The 17025-nt window shown below is 47.5% G+C and carries 16 protein-coding genes; 4 read left to right on the top strand and 12 right to left on the bottom strand.

Annotation, left to right across the window (positions count from 1 at the left end; genetic code table 11):
• Positions 1 to 7: 7 nt before the first annotated feature.
• From V513_RS08680 to V513_RS08645, 8 genes are all read right to left on the bottom strand, one after another.
• Entirely contained in the window at positions 8 to 1453 is a 1446-nt protein-coding gene (locus V513_RS08680; RefSeq protein ID WP_180274860.1) for a cellulase family glycosylhydrolase, read from the bottom strand.
• Positions 1454 to 1458: 5 nt separating this feature from the next.
• Entirely contained in the window at positions 1459 to 2286 is an 828-nt protein-coding gene (locus V513_RS08675; RefSeq protein ID WP_014731927.1) for a carbohydrate ABC transporter permease, read from the bottom strand.
• Complete coding sequence (locus tag V513_RS08670; protein ID WP_014731926.1) at positions 2283 to 3182, bottom strand: carbohydrate ABC transporter permease; 900 nt, start codon at positions 3180 to 3182, stop codon at positions 2283 to 2285. The genes V513_RS08675 and V513_RS08670 overlap by 4 nt, the downstream gene beginning before the upstream one ends.
• A gap of 61 nt (positions 3183 to 3243) precedes the next feature.
• The gene (locus V513_RS08665) at positions 3244 to 4491 is read right to left on the bottom strand and encodes an ABC transporter substrate-binding protein (RefSeq protein ID WP_180274859.1); all 1248 of its coding nucleotides are present in this window, start codon (positions 4489 to 4491) and stop codon (positions 3244 to 3246) included.
• Positions 4492 to 4519: 28 nt separating this feature from the next.
• Positions 4520 to 5506, bottom strand: a complete 987-nt coding sequence (locus V513_RS08660; RefSeq protein WP_180274858.1) for a LacI family DNA-binding transcriptional regulator — start codon at positions 5504 to 5506, stop codon at positions 4520 to 4522.
• A gap of 184 nt (positions 5507 to 5690) precedes the next feature.
• Positions 5691 to 6383 carry a PAQR family membrane homeostasis protein TrhA gene (gene trhA, locus V513_RS08655; protein WP_099772505.1) on the bottom strand — a complete coding sequence of 231 codons (693 nt, stop codon included), beginning with the start codon at positions 6381 to 6383 and terminating at the stop codon, positions 5691 to 5693.
• A 492-nt stretch (positions 6384 to 6875) separates the two neighbouring features.
• On the bottom strand, positions 6876 to 7895 hold the full coding sequence (gene pdxA, locus V513_RS08650) for a 4-hydroxythreonine-4-phosphate dehydrogenase PdxA (RefSeq protein ID WP_180274866.1): 1020 nt from the start codon (positions 7893 to 7895) through the stop codon (positions 6876 to 6878).
• Positions 7896 to 7947: 52 nt separating this feature from the next.
• A complete protein-coding gene (locus tag V513_RS08645) occupies positions 7948 to 8253 on the bottom strand; it encodes a cytoplasmic protein (RefSeq protein ID WP_099772408.1) in 306 nt (101 codons plus the stop codon).
• A gap of 522 nt (positions 8254 to 8775) precedes the next feature.
• Between V513_RS08645 and V513_RS08635 the strand changes: the two genes are divergently transcribed.
• The 4 genes from V513_RS08635 to V513_RS08620 all read left to right on the top strand — a co-directional run bounded on the left by V513_RS08635 (position 8776) and on the right by V513_RS08620 (position 12995).
• A complete protein-coding gene (locus V513_RS08635; protein WP_014731920.1) occupies positions 8776 to 10014 on the top strand; it encodes an ABC transporter substrate-binding protein in 1239 nt (412 codons plus the stop codon).
• A gap of 61 nt (positions 10015 to 10075) precedes the next feature.
• Positions 10076 to 10978, top strand: coding sequence for a carbohydrate ABC transporter permease (locus tag V513_RS08630; RefSeq protein WP_099772406.1), 903 nt, complete (start codon positions 10076 to 10078; stop codon positions 10976 to 10978).
• Between the two features lie 3 nt (positions 10979 to 10981).
• Positions 10982 to 11809, top strand: a complete 828-nt coding sequence (locus tag V513_RS08625; RefSeq protein ID WP_006489409.1) for a carbohydrate ABC transporter permease — start codon at positions 10982 to 10984, stop codon at positions 11807 to 11809.
• A gap of 10 nt (positions 11810 to 11819) precedes the next feature.
• Entirely contained in the window at positions 11820 to 12995 is a 1176-nt protein-coding gene (locus V513_RS08620) for an exo-beta-N-acetylmuramidase NamZ family protein (RefSeq protein ID WP_099772405.1), read from the top strand.
• Here V513_RS08620 and V513_RS08615 read toward each other — a convergent pair.
• Genes V513_RS08615 through V513_RS08600 form a run of 4 tightly spaced genes read right to left on the bottom strand, consistent with a single transcriptional unit; the run spans position 12982 to position 17015 of the window.
• Entirely contained in the window at positions 12982 to 13848 is an 867-nt protein-coding gene (locus tag V513_RS08615) for a BadF/BadG/BcrA/BcrD ATPase family protein (protein WP_014731918.1), read from the bottom strand. The genes V513_RS08620 and V513_RS08615 overlap by 14 nt on opposite strands.
• Entirely contained in the window at positions 13845 to 14570 is a 726-nt protein-coding gene (locus V513_RS08610) for a GntR family transcriptional regulator (protein ID WP_014731917.1), read from the bottom strand. Before V513_RS08610 ends, V513_RS08615 begins: the two co-directional genes overlap by 4 nt.
• Entirely contained in the window at positions 14567 to 15475 is a 909-nt protein-coding gene (gene murQ, locus V513_RS08605) for an N-acetylmuramic acid 6-phosphate etherase (RefSeq protein ID WP_014731916.1), read from the bottom strand. Before murQ ends, V513_RS08610 begins: the two co-directional genes overlap by 4 nt.
• A 1-nt stretch (position 15476) precedes the next feature.
• Positions 15477 to 17015, bottom strand: coding sequence for a glycoside hydrolase family 3 protein (locus V513_RS08600; RefSeq protein WP_099772404.1), 1539 nt, complete (start codon positions 17013 to 17015; stop codon positions 15477 to 15479).
• Positions 17016 to 17025 lie beyond the last annotated feature (10 nt).

Here is a 17025-nt window from a genome sequence, read left to right as displayed (position 1 = left end):
CCCCAATTCATGATTCTATCCTGTAAATCTTGTATGCAAAACTGGATTGATCTATAGATAGCTGCAGAGAGAAGTCGCCTTTCGAATCAAACTCAAAAGAGCCTAAAATATAGGAATCGACATCCCTTTCGTAACTGTCGCTCCAAATCTCAAGTAAGTAAGTGCCCTCATCAAGAGCAGAAGATTCAATAACTACATTTCCAATTGTCTCTTTGGAAGCGACCCATCCGATCACCGAGGTGAGATTTTCGAAACTATTCCCGCTACATGTATGAAATATATCTTTATCTGAACTAATGATGATTTCGTTATCAAGATTGATTCCCGAGAAATCGAGCCAGTCGATTCCTTCGGATTCTATGAACTGTGAGATCGGTTTCAGAACTTGCAGCAGATAATCAGGCATGAGGTGTGGAGAAGTATATGGCCACCGCATTCCGATTCCAGTACCTCCCGAAGCAAGGTGGGCCCAGGAAAATGCCTTATAACAGGCCGTATCGAATCTTGAGGGTTGAGGCCATCGATCTATGGGTCCGCTCTCGCTGTCCATGAATGGAATAGAATCGTTGAAGAGATAATTGTGGTAATTTATGTTCATTACGACGTCTTCGGCGATCTTTATGGGATCCTTCGGATCCTTTATCGTGTCAAAATAGAAATGTGTAGTGAAGAAATCAATGTGATCGAATCTGTAGAGCTTTCCGGACAGAATACCCGTAAGGGCAGGCTTCGCAGTCGAGACTGTCAGGAGGTGAGTTTCTCCGTAGAGATCTCTCTCCAACGCCCTTATGAAAGTCGAGATCTCTTCGATCCATTTTCTCGCTTCATTGCCAACTGAGTAATCTGCCTTATAGAAGATGTGACCGTACCACAACTCGATTTCGTTGTTTAGCTCCCATGCAAGAATCTGCTCGCTTGCTCCATATCTTTCGATCATGAACTTAAATCTGGCCTTCTGCCATTCCAGCGCTTCTTCATCTGTAAGAAACTCGGCCATTGTAGATATCGGGCCGCCGTTGTCGGCGTTGTAAGGATTTACATCCCAGTTTTCATACATCCAGAAAGGGTCCCAGGGCGTTATTATGAGGTAGATATTGTACTTCTCGGCAAGAGAGATTATGTTGTCCCATATACCTATCACGGTGTCGTTGTATGTTCCGAGCGGTGACTCGAAAAGTGATAGACCAGACCTGTCCTGTGCATATTCAAACATGATTCTCAGTGTATTCACTCCATAGTGGGAGAGCTTCTCGAAGTACTCCTCGGCGGCCTCCTTGTTGCCATAGCTCAGAGAAATCAATGAAGGCCAGGTTATTGCGTCATTGAATCCCACAGGAACAATCGCTCTTCCGTTGTGTTCGAAATACTTTCCGGCGGGTGATATCTTGACAAACGAAGCTATTCCGCTGAAAGCCACCGCCAAGAATAGAAAAATCACGAATAGTCTCTTCATGAGCATTACTCCTTTACTCCTCCGCTTATGTCTATTCCCTTAATGTAGTACCTCTGGACCAGGAGGAATATCAGTATTGAGGGAACGGCAACAAAGAGAGCACCGGCCATCAAAGGGCCGTACTGCGTAACGTACTTCCCCTGAAGTGTCGAGATTCCTACCGGCATGGTCCTCTTCTCAGGAGAGTAAAGAACGACAAGCGCCCATAAGTAGTCGTTCCAGTTGGACATGAAGTTCATCACCCATAGAATGATTATTGACTCTTTCGCAAGGGGCGCTATAATGTAAAGGATTCGCTGCCTGATGTTTGCCCCGTCTATTATAGAAGCCTCTTCGATTTCTCTCGGAATGCTTATGAAAAACTGCCTCAAGAGAAAGATTCCAAAAGTGGAGGCCAGACCCGGAACGATTATCGCTATAAGACTGTCTGTCCATCCAAAGGCTTCTACCGTAGTATAGTTGGGAAGAAAGTGAATCATCCCAGGTACCGCCATGGAAACCAGCATCAGCTTGAAATAAGTATCTCTGAATCTGAATTTCAACCTTGCAAGAGCGAAGGCGGCAAGAATCCCCACAAACACTGAAAGGCTTGCGTAGCTCACGGCGGCGATCACACTGTTTAAGAACCACCGAAAAACTGGAGTATCGTGAGGATGTGACAGAACCTCTTTGAAGTTCGAAGTTGTAAGGTTTCTTGGCAAGAAGTCAGGCGGCCAGGCCAGTATCTGGGCTTCAGTTCTGAATGCGGTCAGGAAAGTCCAGTAAAGCGGGAAAAGGAATATGAGAGAGATCAGTAAAGCAACTATGTTTATTCCAAAACCTCTTCTCCTCATCGCCGGTCCTCCTTGCTACTTCTTGTGAAGAGATAGTACTGGAGGAAGGTTACGGAAACTACTATCACTCCCGTGATTAATGACATGGCTGTTGCGTAACCCATTCTCGGCCTCGAAGGGTTGAATGCCTCTCCATAAATGTGGAGCATTATCGGAATCGTCTCCCTCCCGGGACCACCGCCAGTCATCAGTTGAGGTTGAGCAAACAACCCGAATCCGGCAAGTACCTGAGTTATGACTACAAACATCATCACTTGCTTGAGACCGGGAAGCGTTACATAGAAAAACCTTTGAATTGAATTTGCCCCATCGACCTTGGCAGAATCATACAGAGAATCGGGAATCTTTTTGAGCCCGCCCAGAAGGATCACGGTGTTCCAGCCTACTGTCCACCATACTGTCGCGATGACAATAGAAAACCAAACCCAGGGTAGATCTGTGAGCCAGGGGACTTTGTCGATGCCGAAGAAACTCAGAACGTAGTTCAGCAGGCCGGAGTGATTGTTCAATATCCATCTCCACATTACAGCCACGACGGTTACGGAGAGCGCGGTAGGAACAAAAGTCGCCGTAAGATGCAGGCTCTTTGCCTTCAGCTTCTTGCTGTTTAGCATAAGAGCCAGCCCGGTTGCAACAAAAACAAGCACGGGTACAGAATAGATAACGAATTGAACGGTTACCCATATTGCCTTCCAGAAGTATTCCGATCTATATCCACTGAAATCGAAGATCTTCTCGTAATTATCCAACCCGACATATTTAATCATGCCTTGAAACAATCCCCACTCTGTGAGGCTCATATAAACACTCTTGAATAACGGGAAAATGAAAAACACGCCAAAGAACACCGCATGGGGCAGAATGAGAATATATGGAATAACCTTCTTTGTTCTCAAGAGAACCTCCTCGATGAATATCCCTTCCGGAAAACCTCTCCGGAAGGGACATAAGGTTCAGTTAGTCTTGAAGAATTTCGTTGCTTATTCTTTCCGCGTCGCTAAGAGCTTGTTCAACCGTTTTTTGTCCCAAAATGGTAAGGTTCAACGCTTCCCATATCGGGCCTGTAGCATCGCCGTACTTTGGGAAGAAAGGCGGGAAAACAACGTATTCAGCACCTTTGGCAATTGTGCTGTGATACGGCAAGGACAGGAACTCTGGACTATTCTGAACAGAGATGTTAGCGGGAATCTGGCCTGCAAGTGCCCATTCGTAGCTGTGATTGCTTATCCAGCTTATGAACTTGGCAGCGGCCTCAGTTCTTTCTTTGTCCTGTTTTCTCTGTTTGTAGATGACCATAGTGTGAGAACCGGCCCAGTTTGCCGGCTTTTCAGACCCTAATTGTGGGACCGGCCCGGCGCCGAAATTCAAACCTTCAACTTTCATGTAGTCAGTCAGCATCCAGATTCCGTTGAATTCCATTGCGCAGGTACCTCTCTTGAAAGCGTCGATGTCTGCGTCGACCTGTACCTTTTCTGGCGAAACCTTATGCTTGAAAACCAGATCCACCAAGAACTGCATTGCATCGATTCCGGCAGGACTATTGAAGGCGGCCTTCGTCAAATCTTCGTTGAACAGCACTCCCCCATTGGAGAAGAAGGTAGAAAACCATATGAAGTAGTTAGGCCAACCTACTGGAATCATTGTGCCCCACTGGTCGATTGTTCCGTCTCCGTTAGTGTCCTTCGTAAGAAGCTTCGCGGCCTCAACGAATTCATCTCGAGTCGTCGGAGGATTCTCTGGATCGAGACCGGCCTCTTCGAAAAGGTCCTTGTTCCAGTAGAAGACGAGAGGATGGACATCAAGTGGAATTCCGTACACACTTGAGTCTACATGAACGGCATCCCAAACCGAAGAGACTATGTCTCCCTCTTTCATGTTCATGATCTCAAGGTACTCATCCAAAGGTAGAAGCATTCCCTGACTCACAAAACTTCTGATGTTGTCCACATGGGCAATACCAACATCCGGTCCCTTTCCGCTTGCAAGTGCTATGGGCACCTTTGTGTTATAGTCCGCCCATAGCATGGTGCTCATGTTTACCTGAATCTCGTCCTTGTGTTCTTCGTTGAACTTGTCGACAAGTTCCTGCATGAAACTACCGTCGGGCCCTGTAAAACCCGTCCAGTATTCGAGAGTGACTAATCCAAAAGCAGAGACTGAGAAGAAAAGTAAGGCTGACAATGAGAAAACAAGCAGTTTCTTCACAAAAAACCCCTCCCTTGTTCGGTTATTCCTACCCAGAGTCTCTAACTCTGAGAACAGGTTTCTGCACATATCTCTTCTCTCTAATTTTCTTGCCTTTGATCATCTTGATGAGCATCTCGGTACTGGTTCTTCCGAGCCAATCCTTATCAAGCGCAACGCTAGTAAGCTTTGGACATACATAAACCGAATATGGTATGTCATCATATCCGACCACCGCAATCTCTTCGGGAACTCTTATACCCTTAGAACGTAGTAGGGCGATTATCTCGAGAGCATACATGTCGTTGTAGGCAAAAACTGCATCGCAAGTTCCGCTGGATTCAAGATACTCTAGAACAACTTTCCCGGCGTTTTCTGGAGAAGATTTGAGTTCGATGGCCGAATTTGCAGATTCAGCGGAATATTCCTGCAGCGCATTTCTATAGCCGAGACTTCTTCCCCGGGTAGGGAAGATATTCATATCCGGTTGAACTGTGATAATGTTTGAGCGTCCCGCTTCGAGCAGGTGTCGAGTTGCGATGTATCCCCCAAGTTCCTCATCATTGTAGACTTCACAGAAATCGCTCTTCTCGAAGTGCCTACCGACTATTACAAAAGGTACCTTGATACCATCCATCTCGACAGGTTTCGTATCATCGACAGGAGCGATAAGGATTCCGTCTACTCCCTTGTTCTGCAAGAACTCGATCGCAAAGACCTGTTCCTCGTAATCAGCAGCAGTATTCACAAGAAGAAGGTGGAATCCATGCTTCTTAGCTTCTCTCTCCATTCCCTTAACGACTTCCGCGTAAAAAGGGTTAGTATTGTCATCAATTATTACTCCGAGCAACCCAAGCGTCTTTCCCTTTAGCGCCTTCGCCATCATGTTTGGCGTGTAACCGAGTTCCCTCGCTCTATTCTTAACCTTCTCTCTGGTCTTCTCATCAACATCCCCCTTATCATTCAGGGCTCGAGAAACAGTCGATACTGAAAGCTCAAGTGACTTTGCAACATCCTTTATGGTGATTCTAGCCATTCGGGACACCTCCAAATTCACCAACGATGCCGCAAACGTTTGCGGAAACGTTTGCATTTATTCTAACACCTTAGTAACTTAGGTCCAAAGCAATTCTAGAACGACTATGGGCGTTCTGGGACACCTATGACCGAATAATCCAGAATGATTCGATTATTCCGTTAATATCATGTGATGGCAGTTTCTAGAGAGGCAAGACGTAGATAAACATCATCAGGAGAAAGGTAAGGTTGCCAAGCATAACCATGATATGCCAGATCTCATGGTTACCGAACTTACCGGGGAAGGGATTCGGTTTCTCACGTATGAAGATCACCGCGCCCACAGTATAGAAGAAGCCGCCGAGAAGCAGAAGGAGGATTGCCGATAGCCCCAGACGTATGTAAACACTGTAGACCATGGCAAGCGACAGCCACCCCATCGAGAGATAGCCCGCCATCGAAACCCATAGCGGCATAGTGGAGAAGAAAACAGACTTCAGCACGATGTTGAGGATGGCAAGTCCCCAGATTATCCCGAAGACCGTCCAGCCAACCCAGCCTCCTACTACAACGAGACAGAAAGGGGTGTAGGTGCCGGCGATAAGCAAGTATATTGCGCTGTGATCGAGGATCGCGAAGATCCTGTAATACTTTCTGAACCAGAGAAAGAAGTGGAGAAGACCGCTCAAGGTCATTGAAACGACGACGGTCGTTCCGTATATCGAAAAGCTTACCAGATGGAGCCACTTCTGTTGAATGGCAGAAAAAACAACTAGCAGAACCAGCCCTGCAAGACCAAGAACGGCAGCCAATATATGGCTTATCGCATTGAATCCTTCGTTGGAGTTTTCGCTGGATACCATTGGATCGACTCTTCGGCCTTCAACTGTATTCATGAAGCTTCCTTTCTGGAAAAGTATTTGATCTTCTATTATAGACCATTCCATGCTTCGCTTCAGGGAAGCGCTGCTATTCTCCTGCATTCTCTAACGTTGCATCAAATTGAATCTACTCGAAAGAAGCATGGAAAATCTTCAGAAAGCAGGTAGTCGAAAGATCACGAAAGCGGATATTGTTGAAAAAGGACAGACTCGGTTTTTTGCATTAGATTTACGAGAATCCTCCAGATATTCCACGAATCTTTCCGATGCTTATTTTCTTCTACGCTACATTGATCATGTGAGGAAGAGCAATAATGTAGGAATAAGATCCCGTGCAGAAACCCTGAACCAAAGCTGAAAAGGGACTCGGTTTTTGAAAAATCGATTTGCTAATGTTTGAAGACCTTAGTAAAAGCAGCCGGGCATGATACTTGTCAAGCAATCACAACAGACTTTCATGAAGCCTAAATCGACATCAAACCGCCCAATGAAGAAGATTGACTGAATCTAAGAATATCGAGCCGCGGCTTTCACTGCCTCGATCAAGTTTGTGGGATCGGCGATTCCCTTTCCGGCTATGTCGAAGGCCGTTCCGTGATCCACGGAAGTTCTAAGAAAAGGCATTCCCAGGGTTATTGAGACCGTCCTCTCGAAATCGAGGGTCTTCGTTGCAATGTGTCCTTGATCATGATACATAGAGATGATGGCGGAGAAGACACCCTTCCTCGCCATATTGAAGATCGAATCGGCACCTATGGGACCAACAACATCTATGCCCTTCTTTCTTGCTAGTTCTACTGCCGGAATAATCTCTTCGGTTTCTTCGCTTCCGAAGAGACCGCCTTCTCCCCCATGAGGATTGAGAGCCGCCACACCGATCGGCTTCGTCAGCTGTATTCCAAGCCGTTTCAGAGCAGCTTCGCATCTCAATATGTAATTGTAGACCCTGTCTTTCTTGACCATTCTACAGGCGTCTATTAGCGACAGGTGTCTGGAGAGAAAGAAAACTCTCATCTCTCCCGCGATCTCGAACATCGTCAGGGGATCTATTGTCTCCGTCAGGGCGCCGAGAATCTCGGTGTGCCCCGCATAAGGTATTCCCGCAGCCTTTAAAGAAAGCTTGTTTATTGGGGCGGTTGTAATTGCAGACACTCTTCCCTCTTCTGCCAGCTCTACCGCCTTCTCGAGAAATTCAAAAGCCGCTCTCCCGCATGCTCTATCGACTTTTCCATACTCCGGAAGTCTATAGAGGTTTGCCATGTCGATCAAAGAGAGAGTTCCCGGGGAGAATTCCGTCTGATCGGTTATCTCGGAGACCGTCTCTATTTTCATGCCTAAATGGTTTCTGTCTATTTCTCTTTGAAGAGTCCCGAACTCACCTATCACAATCGGTCTGCAGATCTCGAAGATCTCTCCACTGGCGATGGTTTTCGAGACGATTTCCGGCCCAATCCCGGCAGGATCACCTTCGGTGATGGCTATTGCAGGTTTATCTGATATCCTTTCCGGTAAAACCGGCTGCTCCATGGGTTTCAGAATCAATCGTAACCTCCAAGACCTCTCTTCGTATGAAACTGTATCACTCTCCGAATACTTCCGTCCTGATTCTCGTCATATACCAGCTGAAAAGGTCCACGCAAATTTCGGCGGCCAGCTTGTTCTTCTCAGAGGCGGCGGCGAAGAGCTTCGTCCCAATCGAAGCAATGAAGTCAAAACCGCAGCATCTTCCCTCTTCACTCAAGTTTTTCACAATCTCCATCATTCTTTCGAAATCATCCGTGACAAGCGCCTCTTTTAGGTACTCGACATCTCTGTGTCTCATCAACAGGAAGTTATCAACAGTACCTTCCATACTGGCCTCAATAGTTACGATAACCCTTTCCATCTGCCACCTCCAAGAGACAATGCAGTGATCACAAAACTCCGGTTGACGGGATCATCTGATGTCGTGTTTACTACTTATATCATGATTCTATCCGATTAGTCTGTTTTCATGAAGTCAATTTCCCACCTAAACCACACTCTTGAATAAGTAGTCTCAAATTAGCGGGTTTTCATGGATGCTTGTATTGAAGAATTTCTGATATTTTCTCACTAAAGGTAGTTTGTTTGCGTGGAAAATGGAATTTTGCAGGATCGATCTCTCTTGTCTTGCATTGAGGCCGGCATAGTGTTGAATTCTGGCAATGAGCTCTACTGATCTTGCCTGTGCAATGGTTTTCGGAGTTTTATTTTGGATTAGTACATATTGTATAATCATACTAACAATATTGGACATAAGTTCTTGTTCTTCTTTATTTCTATGAATGGCAAGCGCGGTCTTTACCGGGTTTTGTTTGATCTGTGATATTTCTATTGTGTTATACCGTAAGTATGTACTCAACTTTATTTTGTAGGAGGGGAAAGTATGAAGAAATTCTTGTTACTGGCTTTGGTCGCGATCATTGCTGTAAGCGCATTTGCCGGCAAAGTCACAATCTGGAGCTGGCGGACGCAGGATGCTCAGGTATGGGAAGAAGTCGAAGCGGCTTTGAAGAGCAAAGGTCTCGACATCACGATCGAATACACGGCATTCGCACCAACGGAATACGACTCGAAGGTTGCCCTTGCTCTCCAGACCGGCGAAGGTCCGGATATCGTATACTCCAGAAGACTTCCCGGAGGAAGGACTCAGGTTCTGATCGAGAATGGCCTTTACCTTCCAATCGACGAGTTTACGGATATGTCGAACTTCCCGCAGGCCGCTCTGAACTCAGTTACCTGGCAAGATAAGGTTTACGGAGTTCCCTTTGCAGTCCAAGTAGTTGGAATATTCTACAACAAAGACTATTACGAAGAATTCGGACTAGAGGAACCTGCAACATGGGATGAATTAGTCGCCAACGCTGAAGTTATCAAGAACAAGGGAATCACACCGTTTTTCCTCTACGGGAAGGAAGCTTGGGCACTCACGATGCAGCACGCGATGTGTGGTGTCAGTGTGCTTGGACCCGACTGGATAAAGGCGTTAACAGAAGGCAAAACAAACTTCCTCGATCCAAAGTTCACCGATCTGAACAAGAGACTGAACGACCTGAAGGTTTACTATCAGGACGGTTTCATGGGAAACACGACTGTAGATCAGGACGCGGCATTTGCCTTCGGCCAGGCAGCGATGGTGTTCTACGGCGCCTGGGGTTACCAGACATGGAAAGATCTGAATCCAGATCTAAATGTCGGATATTTCATGGTCCCACCACTTACCGAGGATCAGACACCTTATGCCTACACGTATCTCGACGGAGCCATAGCATTGACATCTAATGTCAAGAACCTCGAGGACTCCAAGGAGATAATCAAGTTCTGTGCTACACCTGAATTCGGAACGATATTCGCCGGAATCACCTACAACATCCCTGCCGTTCTCGGAGCATCGATTCCACCGGATCCTCTTCTTGAAGAAGTTCTGGATGTCTACAACAACAACGCTTCTCCATGGGTCTACTGGGTAGGATCTGTCTTCACGACACAGAAGCCTTCTCTGTACGACGACGTTCTCAGCCCGGGAATGCAAGCTCTTTACGCAGGCAAGCTTACCCCCGAAGGACTCTCTCAGATGGCTCAGGACGCAATATCTCAGTGGTACCCACCTTTGATGAATCAGTAAACGATAGATTTTTTCTCTTCCCCGCCGGTAGGCGGGGAGGAGTTTATAGAGGAGAACGAAGATGCAAATAAAACTCAGATACCTTCTCGTCTTCATCTTACCTGCTCTAATCCTGTATTCGATATTCATAATCTATCCGCTGTTTGACAGCTTAATTCTGAGCTTCTTCAGCTGGTCGGGCGTGGGGCCGAGAACCTTCGTCGGACTGAAGAACTTTCAGACTCTCTTCTCCGGAAGCTTTTCCAAGGAGTTGTTCAACGCATTTTTCCACAACGTTTACTTCTTCATAATGCTCACGATTCTCGAACTTGGACTGGGCTTTTTAATCGCTTTGATGCTGGCAAGCAAGATAAAGGGAGCCGGAGTATTCAGGGTAATCACGTATATCCCGAATATGATACCCCTAGTTCTGGTCGGCTTCATGTGGGTTCTCTTTCTGAATCCTCAGGCCGGACTGGTGAACCAGCTCTTAAGAACTGTCGGACTGGGGAGTTTGGCCCAACCCTGGTTAGGTCAGGCAAACACAGCTCTTACAACAATAATTCTTGTAAACGTGTGGCGAAATCTCGGATTCTATGTGCTTGTAATTCTGGCGGCGATTCTGGATATTTCACCCGAACTGATAGAAGCCGCCTATATCGACGGAGCGAACAACTGGAGGATAACCTGGAGAATCATATTCCCGCTGGCATTCTCCACATTCAGAACGCTAGCAATTCTCCTCTTCATCTGGAGTTTCAATATATTCGACATGGTATATGCTCTGGAAGGCGTTCAAGCCGGTCCCTACAGATCTACAGACGTTCTCGGAACGCTTTTCTACAGAACGGCCTTCGGTGGACTTGGTAGCGGAGCCGTTGATATGGGGCTGGGGGCTTCGGTAACGGTCTTCATTTTTGCCATAGTCATGCCCGTCTCTATATTGTATGTCTTCATAGTCGAGAAGAGACAAAGGAGTTCATGAATCATGCTGAAGCTTAGCCTTTTCGGTAAAATCGTAGTCTACTTCCTTCTGGTTGTTTACTGTTTGATCATTCTGGTTCCGTTTTTCATTATGATCATGAACTCTCTCAAATCAATGAGAGAGATCTATTTGCAACCATTTTCATTCCCGTCGAAAGTCCTCTTCGAAAACTATTCGAAGGCATGGCAACAGGCCGGAATAGGAACGGGTTACAAGAACAGTTTGATCGTTGCCGGGGTATCCGTCATCGGTATTGTAATTGTCTCTTCGATGTTCGCCTACGCGATTTCGAAGTACACTTTCAAAGGAAGAAGATTCCTCTTTATTTACTCTATGCTGGGTCTGGCTTTTCCGGCGAGACTCGCTATTATTCCTATATTCATACTGATGCGAAACTTCGATCTGACGAACTCGCTACTGGGACTGATAATAATCTACACTTCAATCAACATCCCGTTCTCCGTATTCCTTCTGAAGAATTTTATTGACGGAGTCCCTAACGAGCTTTCAGAAGCTGCAAGAATCGACGGTGCCTCTCCGATGCAGATTTACTGGAGAATAATTCTTCCTCTGGTCAAGCCTGCCCTGTCGATAGTCTCGATCGTCAGCTTCGTCAACGTATGGAACGACTTCTTCTTCCCGCTCATCTTCATCACGGATAGATCGAAGGCGACAATCACTCTGGCAGTTTCGATCTTCTTCGGGGAGTATGTGAACCAGTGGCATCTTTTGTTCTCGGGGCTTACGCTGGCCGTCGCTCCAACGATAATACTCTTCCTGTTGTTCTCCAGGCAGTTTATAACGGGCATGACGCAAGGAGCAATAAAGTGAGGTGCTGGGTATGAAAGTTAAGCTTGGTATAGACTGTCTCTTAGAGAGCGACATACTGAAGAAGAAACGGATCGGGTTGCTGACGAATTCGAGCGGCGTAAACGGAGATCTGAAAATCAACGTCGATCTCATGCTGAACGGGGGATTCAACATCGTGAAGCTTTTCGGACCCGAGCACGGTATCTCGGGAGCCGCAGCCGATGGAGTGAGCGTCAACAACGCGGTGGACCCAAAGTATGGTATACCGATCTATTCGCTCTTTGGAGATGTGATAAGACCGACGGAAGAGATGCTTTCCGGAATCGATGCCTTCGTTTACGATATTCAGGACGTAGGTCTTAGATTCTATACTTATCTCTACTCCCTCGTCTATTCAATGGAGGAGTGCGCGAAAAGGGGGATAGAGGTAGTCATCCTCGATAGACCAGATCCGCTTTCATGCAAGATCGCGGGCCCCACAATAAAGAAGAGGCTTGACAGCATTGTCGGCGGGTACGGCCTGGCTCTGAGATATGGCATGACCGTTGGAGAGGTGGCAAAGTACTTCAACAAGGTCTTCGATATCGGTGCCGATCTTACAGTAGTTCCGATGGAGAATTACGAGAAGCATATGTACTATGATGAGACCGGTCATCTCTGGAGCACACCTTCCCCGAATATTCCCTCGCTCGAGCACGCAATACTCTACTCGGGCTTCTGCCTCTTCGAGGGCACGAACCTGTCAATGGGGCGCGGTACTGTTCATCCCTTCAAATACATAGGAGCGCCATGGATCGACTCGGCACCGCTCTATAAGGAACTTAAAGAGCACGATCATCGCGGTGTTGCCTTCAGAGAGAGGAGTTTCATTCCGGGAGCATTCAAGCTTCACGACCAGCCCTGTAATGGCCTCGAGTTCTATGTTACTGATAGAAACGCAATCAAACCTTTGGAACTTGCCCTAGATATTATCGCCACTCTCATGAAGCTTTGGCCGGAAAAATTCGACTGGGATGTTCATTATCACGGAACCAGCATCCCACTGAACAAGATGTGGGACGGCAGGTACCATTTCGACCTTATAATGGGCGACGAGCAGTACAGAGAAAGGCTCCTGGAAGGAGCCACGGCCGCCGAACTTTCCGGGTTGTGGAAAGACGAGCAGAGAGAGTTCGAGAATCTAGTAAGAGAGTTCAGGATCTATTGAGTTTCTCGAATGCCTGCTCGGCAAGGATCTCATCGACATTGCCCGTGAAGAGCGTTGTCCTGTGATTGTTTATCATCTCTGAATACTTATTGTTATAGTAGGCCGAGGCAAAGGAACCACCAAATGTATGGATGGTTTCTACCTCGCCTGTTTTTTCCAGGACATTGAGTGTTCTCTTTGCGAGTATCTCTATTCCTTCGTCAGCGATTCTTCTTGCAAGCCCGGTGGGGTTTTCAAGCGCCACCCTGCTGAAAGACGCTATCTCTGTCTTCATGTCGGGCATGAGGGTGAGGTTTACGAGCTCTTCAATAGTACTCATTTCGAAGAACTCGACCAATTTGTCGAAGATGGGGTCGTGAGGAATCAGACCGTCCCTATACTTCAGAGAGGCAGTGATCAATTCCTTAGAAATCCAGTAGGCGCTTCCCTCGTCATCGAAGATATGGCCCCAGCCGCCGGACTTGACGGCCTTTCCTTCCCGGTCATGACCGTAGACTGTCGATCCCGTTCCCGAAACGACCACGACACCTCTAGCCTCTCCGACGGCAGCTCTGTACAGACCTTCTATATCCATGATAACTTCAATCTCAATATTGCCGAAAACATAATGCAGCGCCTGTCTCAGCTTTTCTTCGCGAGTCTTGTCTCCAGCGCCGGAGAAGGCCGCGACTATGTAATCGGGAATTCCAACGTCGTCTCGAACCAGCGAGAAGATCGATACTAAATTCGCGCTACTGACAGCCGTAATATTGACTCCGGTGCCATAGTTCTTCCTGAACCTGGCCTCGCTGGATATGCAAGTGACTCTAAGATTCGTCCCGCCTCCATCCATCGCTATTATCTTTCTGGTCATTCTACTCTCCTCACAACTTTAAGTCTGTAACGGTCGCCTCTGTATACGGATCTCACCACTTCAACACAGATGTTCTTGTCGGTAAATGTCTGTCTCTCGCGTCTTATTCCATAGCTATTCTCGTTGACCTTGAGGTGCTTAGCCTCTTCTTTCGTCAGTCTGCAGACCTCGATGTTCTCCAACGCGTGATCGAGAACAAGTGAAAGCTCGTTCTTCAGGATATTATAAAGCGATGCCTCGCTCATATCTCTGTTCACGATGTTGAGAATCCTGATATCTGCCAGCGGGTTCAGGTAAGCCCTTTCAATTCCGTAGGGCTCGTCGTTGAGATATCTTACCCTTTCCAGCAACACAACCATCGCGTCATCGGGAATTCCGAAGAGCTTTGCGATCTCTTCCGACGGAACCATCAACCCATCGCTCAGGACAACGGATCTTGCCCTCTGCTTGTCTCGGGCGGCCTCCTCGGTGAACCCTGTAAGAGAGCTTATGCTCTCCTCTCGCTTCTCGTCGACAATAAAGGTTCCCCGGCCTTTGGCAGACTCGATAACCGACTCTCTTTTAAGCTCGTCCAAAGCCCTTCGAAGCGTAAGTCTGCTTACGTTGAATTCATTGCAGAGCTCCTTTTCGGTCGGAAGTCTCTTCGAATAGACTCCCTTTCCTATCCGTCGTTTAAGTTCTTTATATATCCGGTAGTAGACCGGAGCTCCCGCTTCTATCAACTCACCCCTCCAAGTTCTTTGAGAGCCGAACGCACATGACCCCTGTTGCGTTTGAGAGATTCCTCACACTTTTCCTTTCCGAGACCGGTAAGGGCCATGAGAATTGCTAGAGGGACCTCCCTGCCTGAGGCTTCCAGTATCTTCTCCGATTCTTCGTAAGAGAGCTCGCTGATCTCCGAGACTATTCTGGTTGCCCTATCCACCAGTTTGCGATTGAGGATCTTCACCCCTATCATGTAGTTTCCGAAGACTCTGCCGACCTTGACCATCGTGATCGTGCTGATCATGTTCAAGACCATCTTCTGAGCCGTACCGGCCTTCAGCCTTGTGCTGCCGGTAATCACTTCGGGGCCGGTCCTGACGGCTATCGTAACATCGGCAAGCTCGGTGAGCCGGGGAGTCCCGACGTTGCATATCAAGATGGTTCTGGCTCCCTGCTTTCTCGCGTACTTCAGTATTCCTTCCACATAAGGTGTCCGTCCCGATGCCGAGATCCCCACTACCGCGTCCTTTTCAGTTATATCTACCTTTTTTGCTTCTTCTTCGCCTAACTCAATGCTGTCCTCGGCTTGTTCGACTGCATTTGCGAGGGCTTCCTGGCCCCCGGCTATCATGGTTACAAACAGGTCTTTCGAAACGCCAAAAGTGGGAACGACCTCCGCAGCATCAAGAACGCCTAGACGGCCGCTTGTGCCCGCACCGGCATATACGATTCTTCCTCCCATTTCAAGAGACCTGACGCATAACTCAACCGCAGAGGCAACTTCATTGAGAACCTCTCTAACAGACAGTGGAACTGTTGCATCCTCTTCGTTCATAATTCTAAGCATCTCGTACGTCGATAGCTCATCTAAATTCCTCGTTCTGGGATTAGATCTCTCTGTCTCCAGTTGATCAAACTTCATCCTAGACCTCCTGCGGTATCTTTATCGGAAGTTTCCCTTGCGCTTTGATCGTGCCGTCTAGAATCTTCTTAAGGCTCCTTTGCGAAACCGCTTCGTAGCCGTAGCTGATTATGCAGTTCTTAACGCCTTCCAGGAAAGCATCGTATGGGTTTCTCAATGCTATTACCAGCGTTCTACCCGTTCTTTGCGAAAGCTTCAAAAGCAACTTTCTCTGACCTTCGTGAAGGTGAGCGTTCTCCGTAAAGACCAATCTTACTCCCTTGCCCGGGGAATTGGCAGCCAGTCTGTCCGCTTCTTCGACGGTTATGTTAGGCGAGAAGTCAATTATCGGACAGTCTGCCATCTGCGCGATCTCTCTGGCCACAGTGGGAACTCCCTTCTGGGGACCGTCTTCAACTTGAACCAATCTTGAAAGCCTTACAGAGAATATTCCGCTCACACTCTCGATTGGAAGGGGAAGAAGAGAACTGTCTTCCAGAATGGCCGTGATAGATCTATCGGAAATCTCCTGCATCGCATTCAGACTCTCCTGGGAGGCGATCTCTTCGATCGAGAACCTGTCGGCACTGGTCGCCTCTACCCGGAACTTCTCAACTCTTTGTAGAGATTCCTGGAAACGCTTTTCCAGCTCCGGCGATTTTTCTATCTCTCTAATCAGAATCTTCTTGACTCTTCTCTGGACAACCGGATCGTGGCAGTAAGTCAGATAATCCATTCCATTTCTCAGACCCTGTATAGCGGCTTCCTCGGGCGTGAAGTAGTTGCTCACTCCCCCCATTCCCAGATCATCTGCGACAAGGACCCCCCGATAATTCAGCACGTTCCTGGCAAGATCCGTCAATATCTCTCTCGACATCGACGCCGGAACCCGGGAGGCCTGAAGCTGAGGCATGTATATATGCGAAGGCATCATCGAGTCTGCTTGAATTTCCTTGAATGGTCTCAGTTCGTATTCATAAAGTAAAGATTGGGGGATGTCCAGAATTGGTAAATCCAGATGAGCGTCGACATCTACCCTTCCCTTGCCGGGAAAATGCTTCAAACAGCTCATCACTCTTTCACTCTTCATACCCTCTACAAAGGCCCTTGCGTAGGCTATAACCTGATCCGGAGAATCGCCGAAACTCCTTACTCCGATTCCCGGGTTTTTGGGATTGCAGTTAATATCGACGACGGGAGCGAGATTCCAATTCACACCTATGGCGTTCATCTCTCTGGCAAGTATTCTTCCAACAACGAAGGAGTTTTCGGTGGTTCCAGTGGCGGCTATTGCCATAGCTCCGGGCGAAACAGAGAAGCCGTCCCTCAGTCGGCTTACTATCCCGCCTTCCTGATCGATAGCAATTGCGGGCTTGTATCCAAGGACTCTTTGAATGTCATCTACGAGAGCCCTTACCTGAACAGCATCGACGATATTCTTCGAAAAGAGAATAACCGCCCCGGGTTTGACTTCTCGAAGTGTCCTTTCGGTCTCGCTATCGATTTCCGGACCGGGTATTCCAATCAAAAACAACCGTCCTACGGCTTCGTCGAAATTCATTCTGAATTCT

The organism is Mesotoga sp. H07.pep.5.3 (genome assembly GCF_002752615.1).
GTDB lineage: Bacteria > Thermotogota > Thermotogae > Petrotogales > Kosmotogaceae > Mesotoga > Mesotoga prima.
The sequence above is the reverse complement of the archived record's forward strand: the minus strand, read 5'-3'. Positions and strand labels throughout refer to the sequence as shown.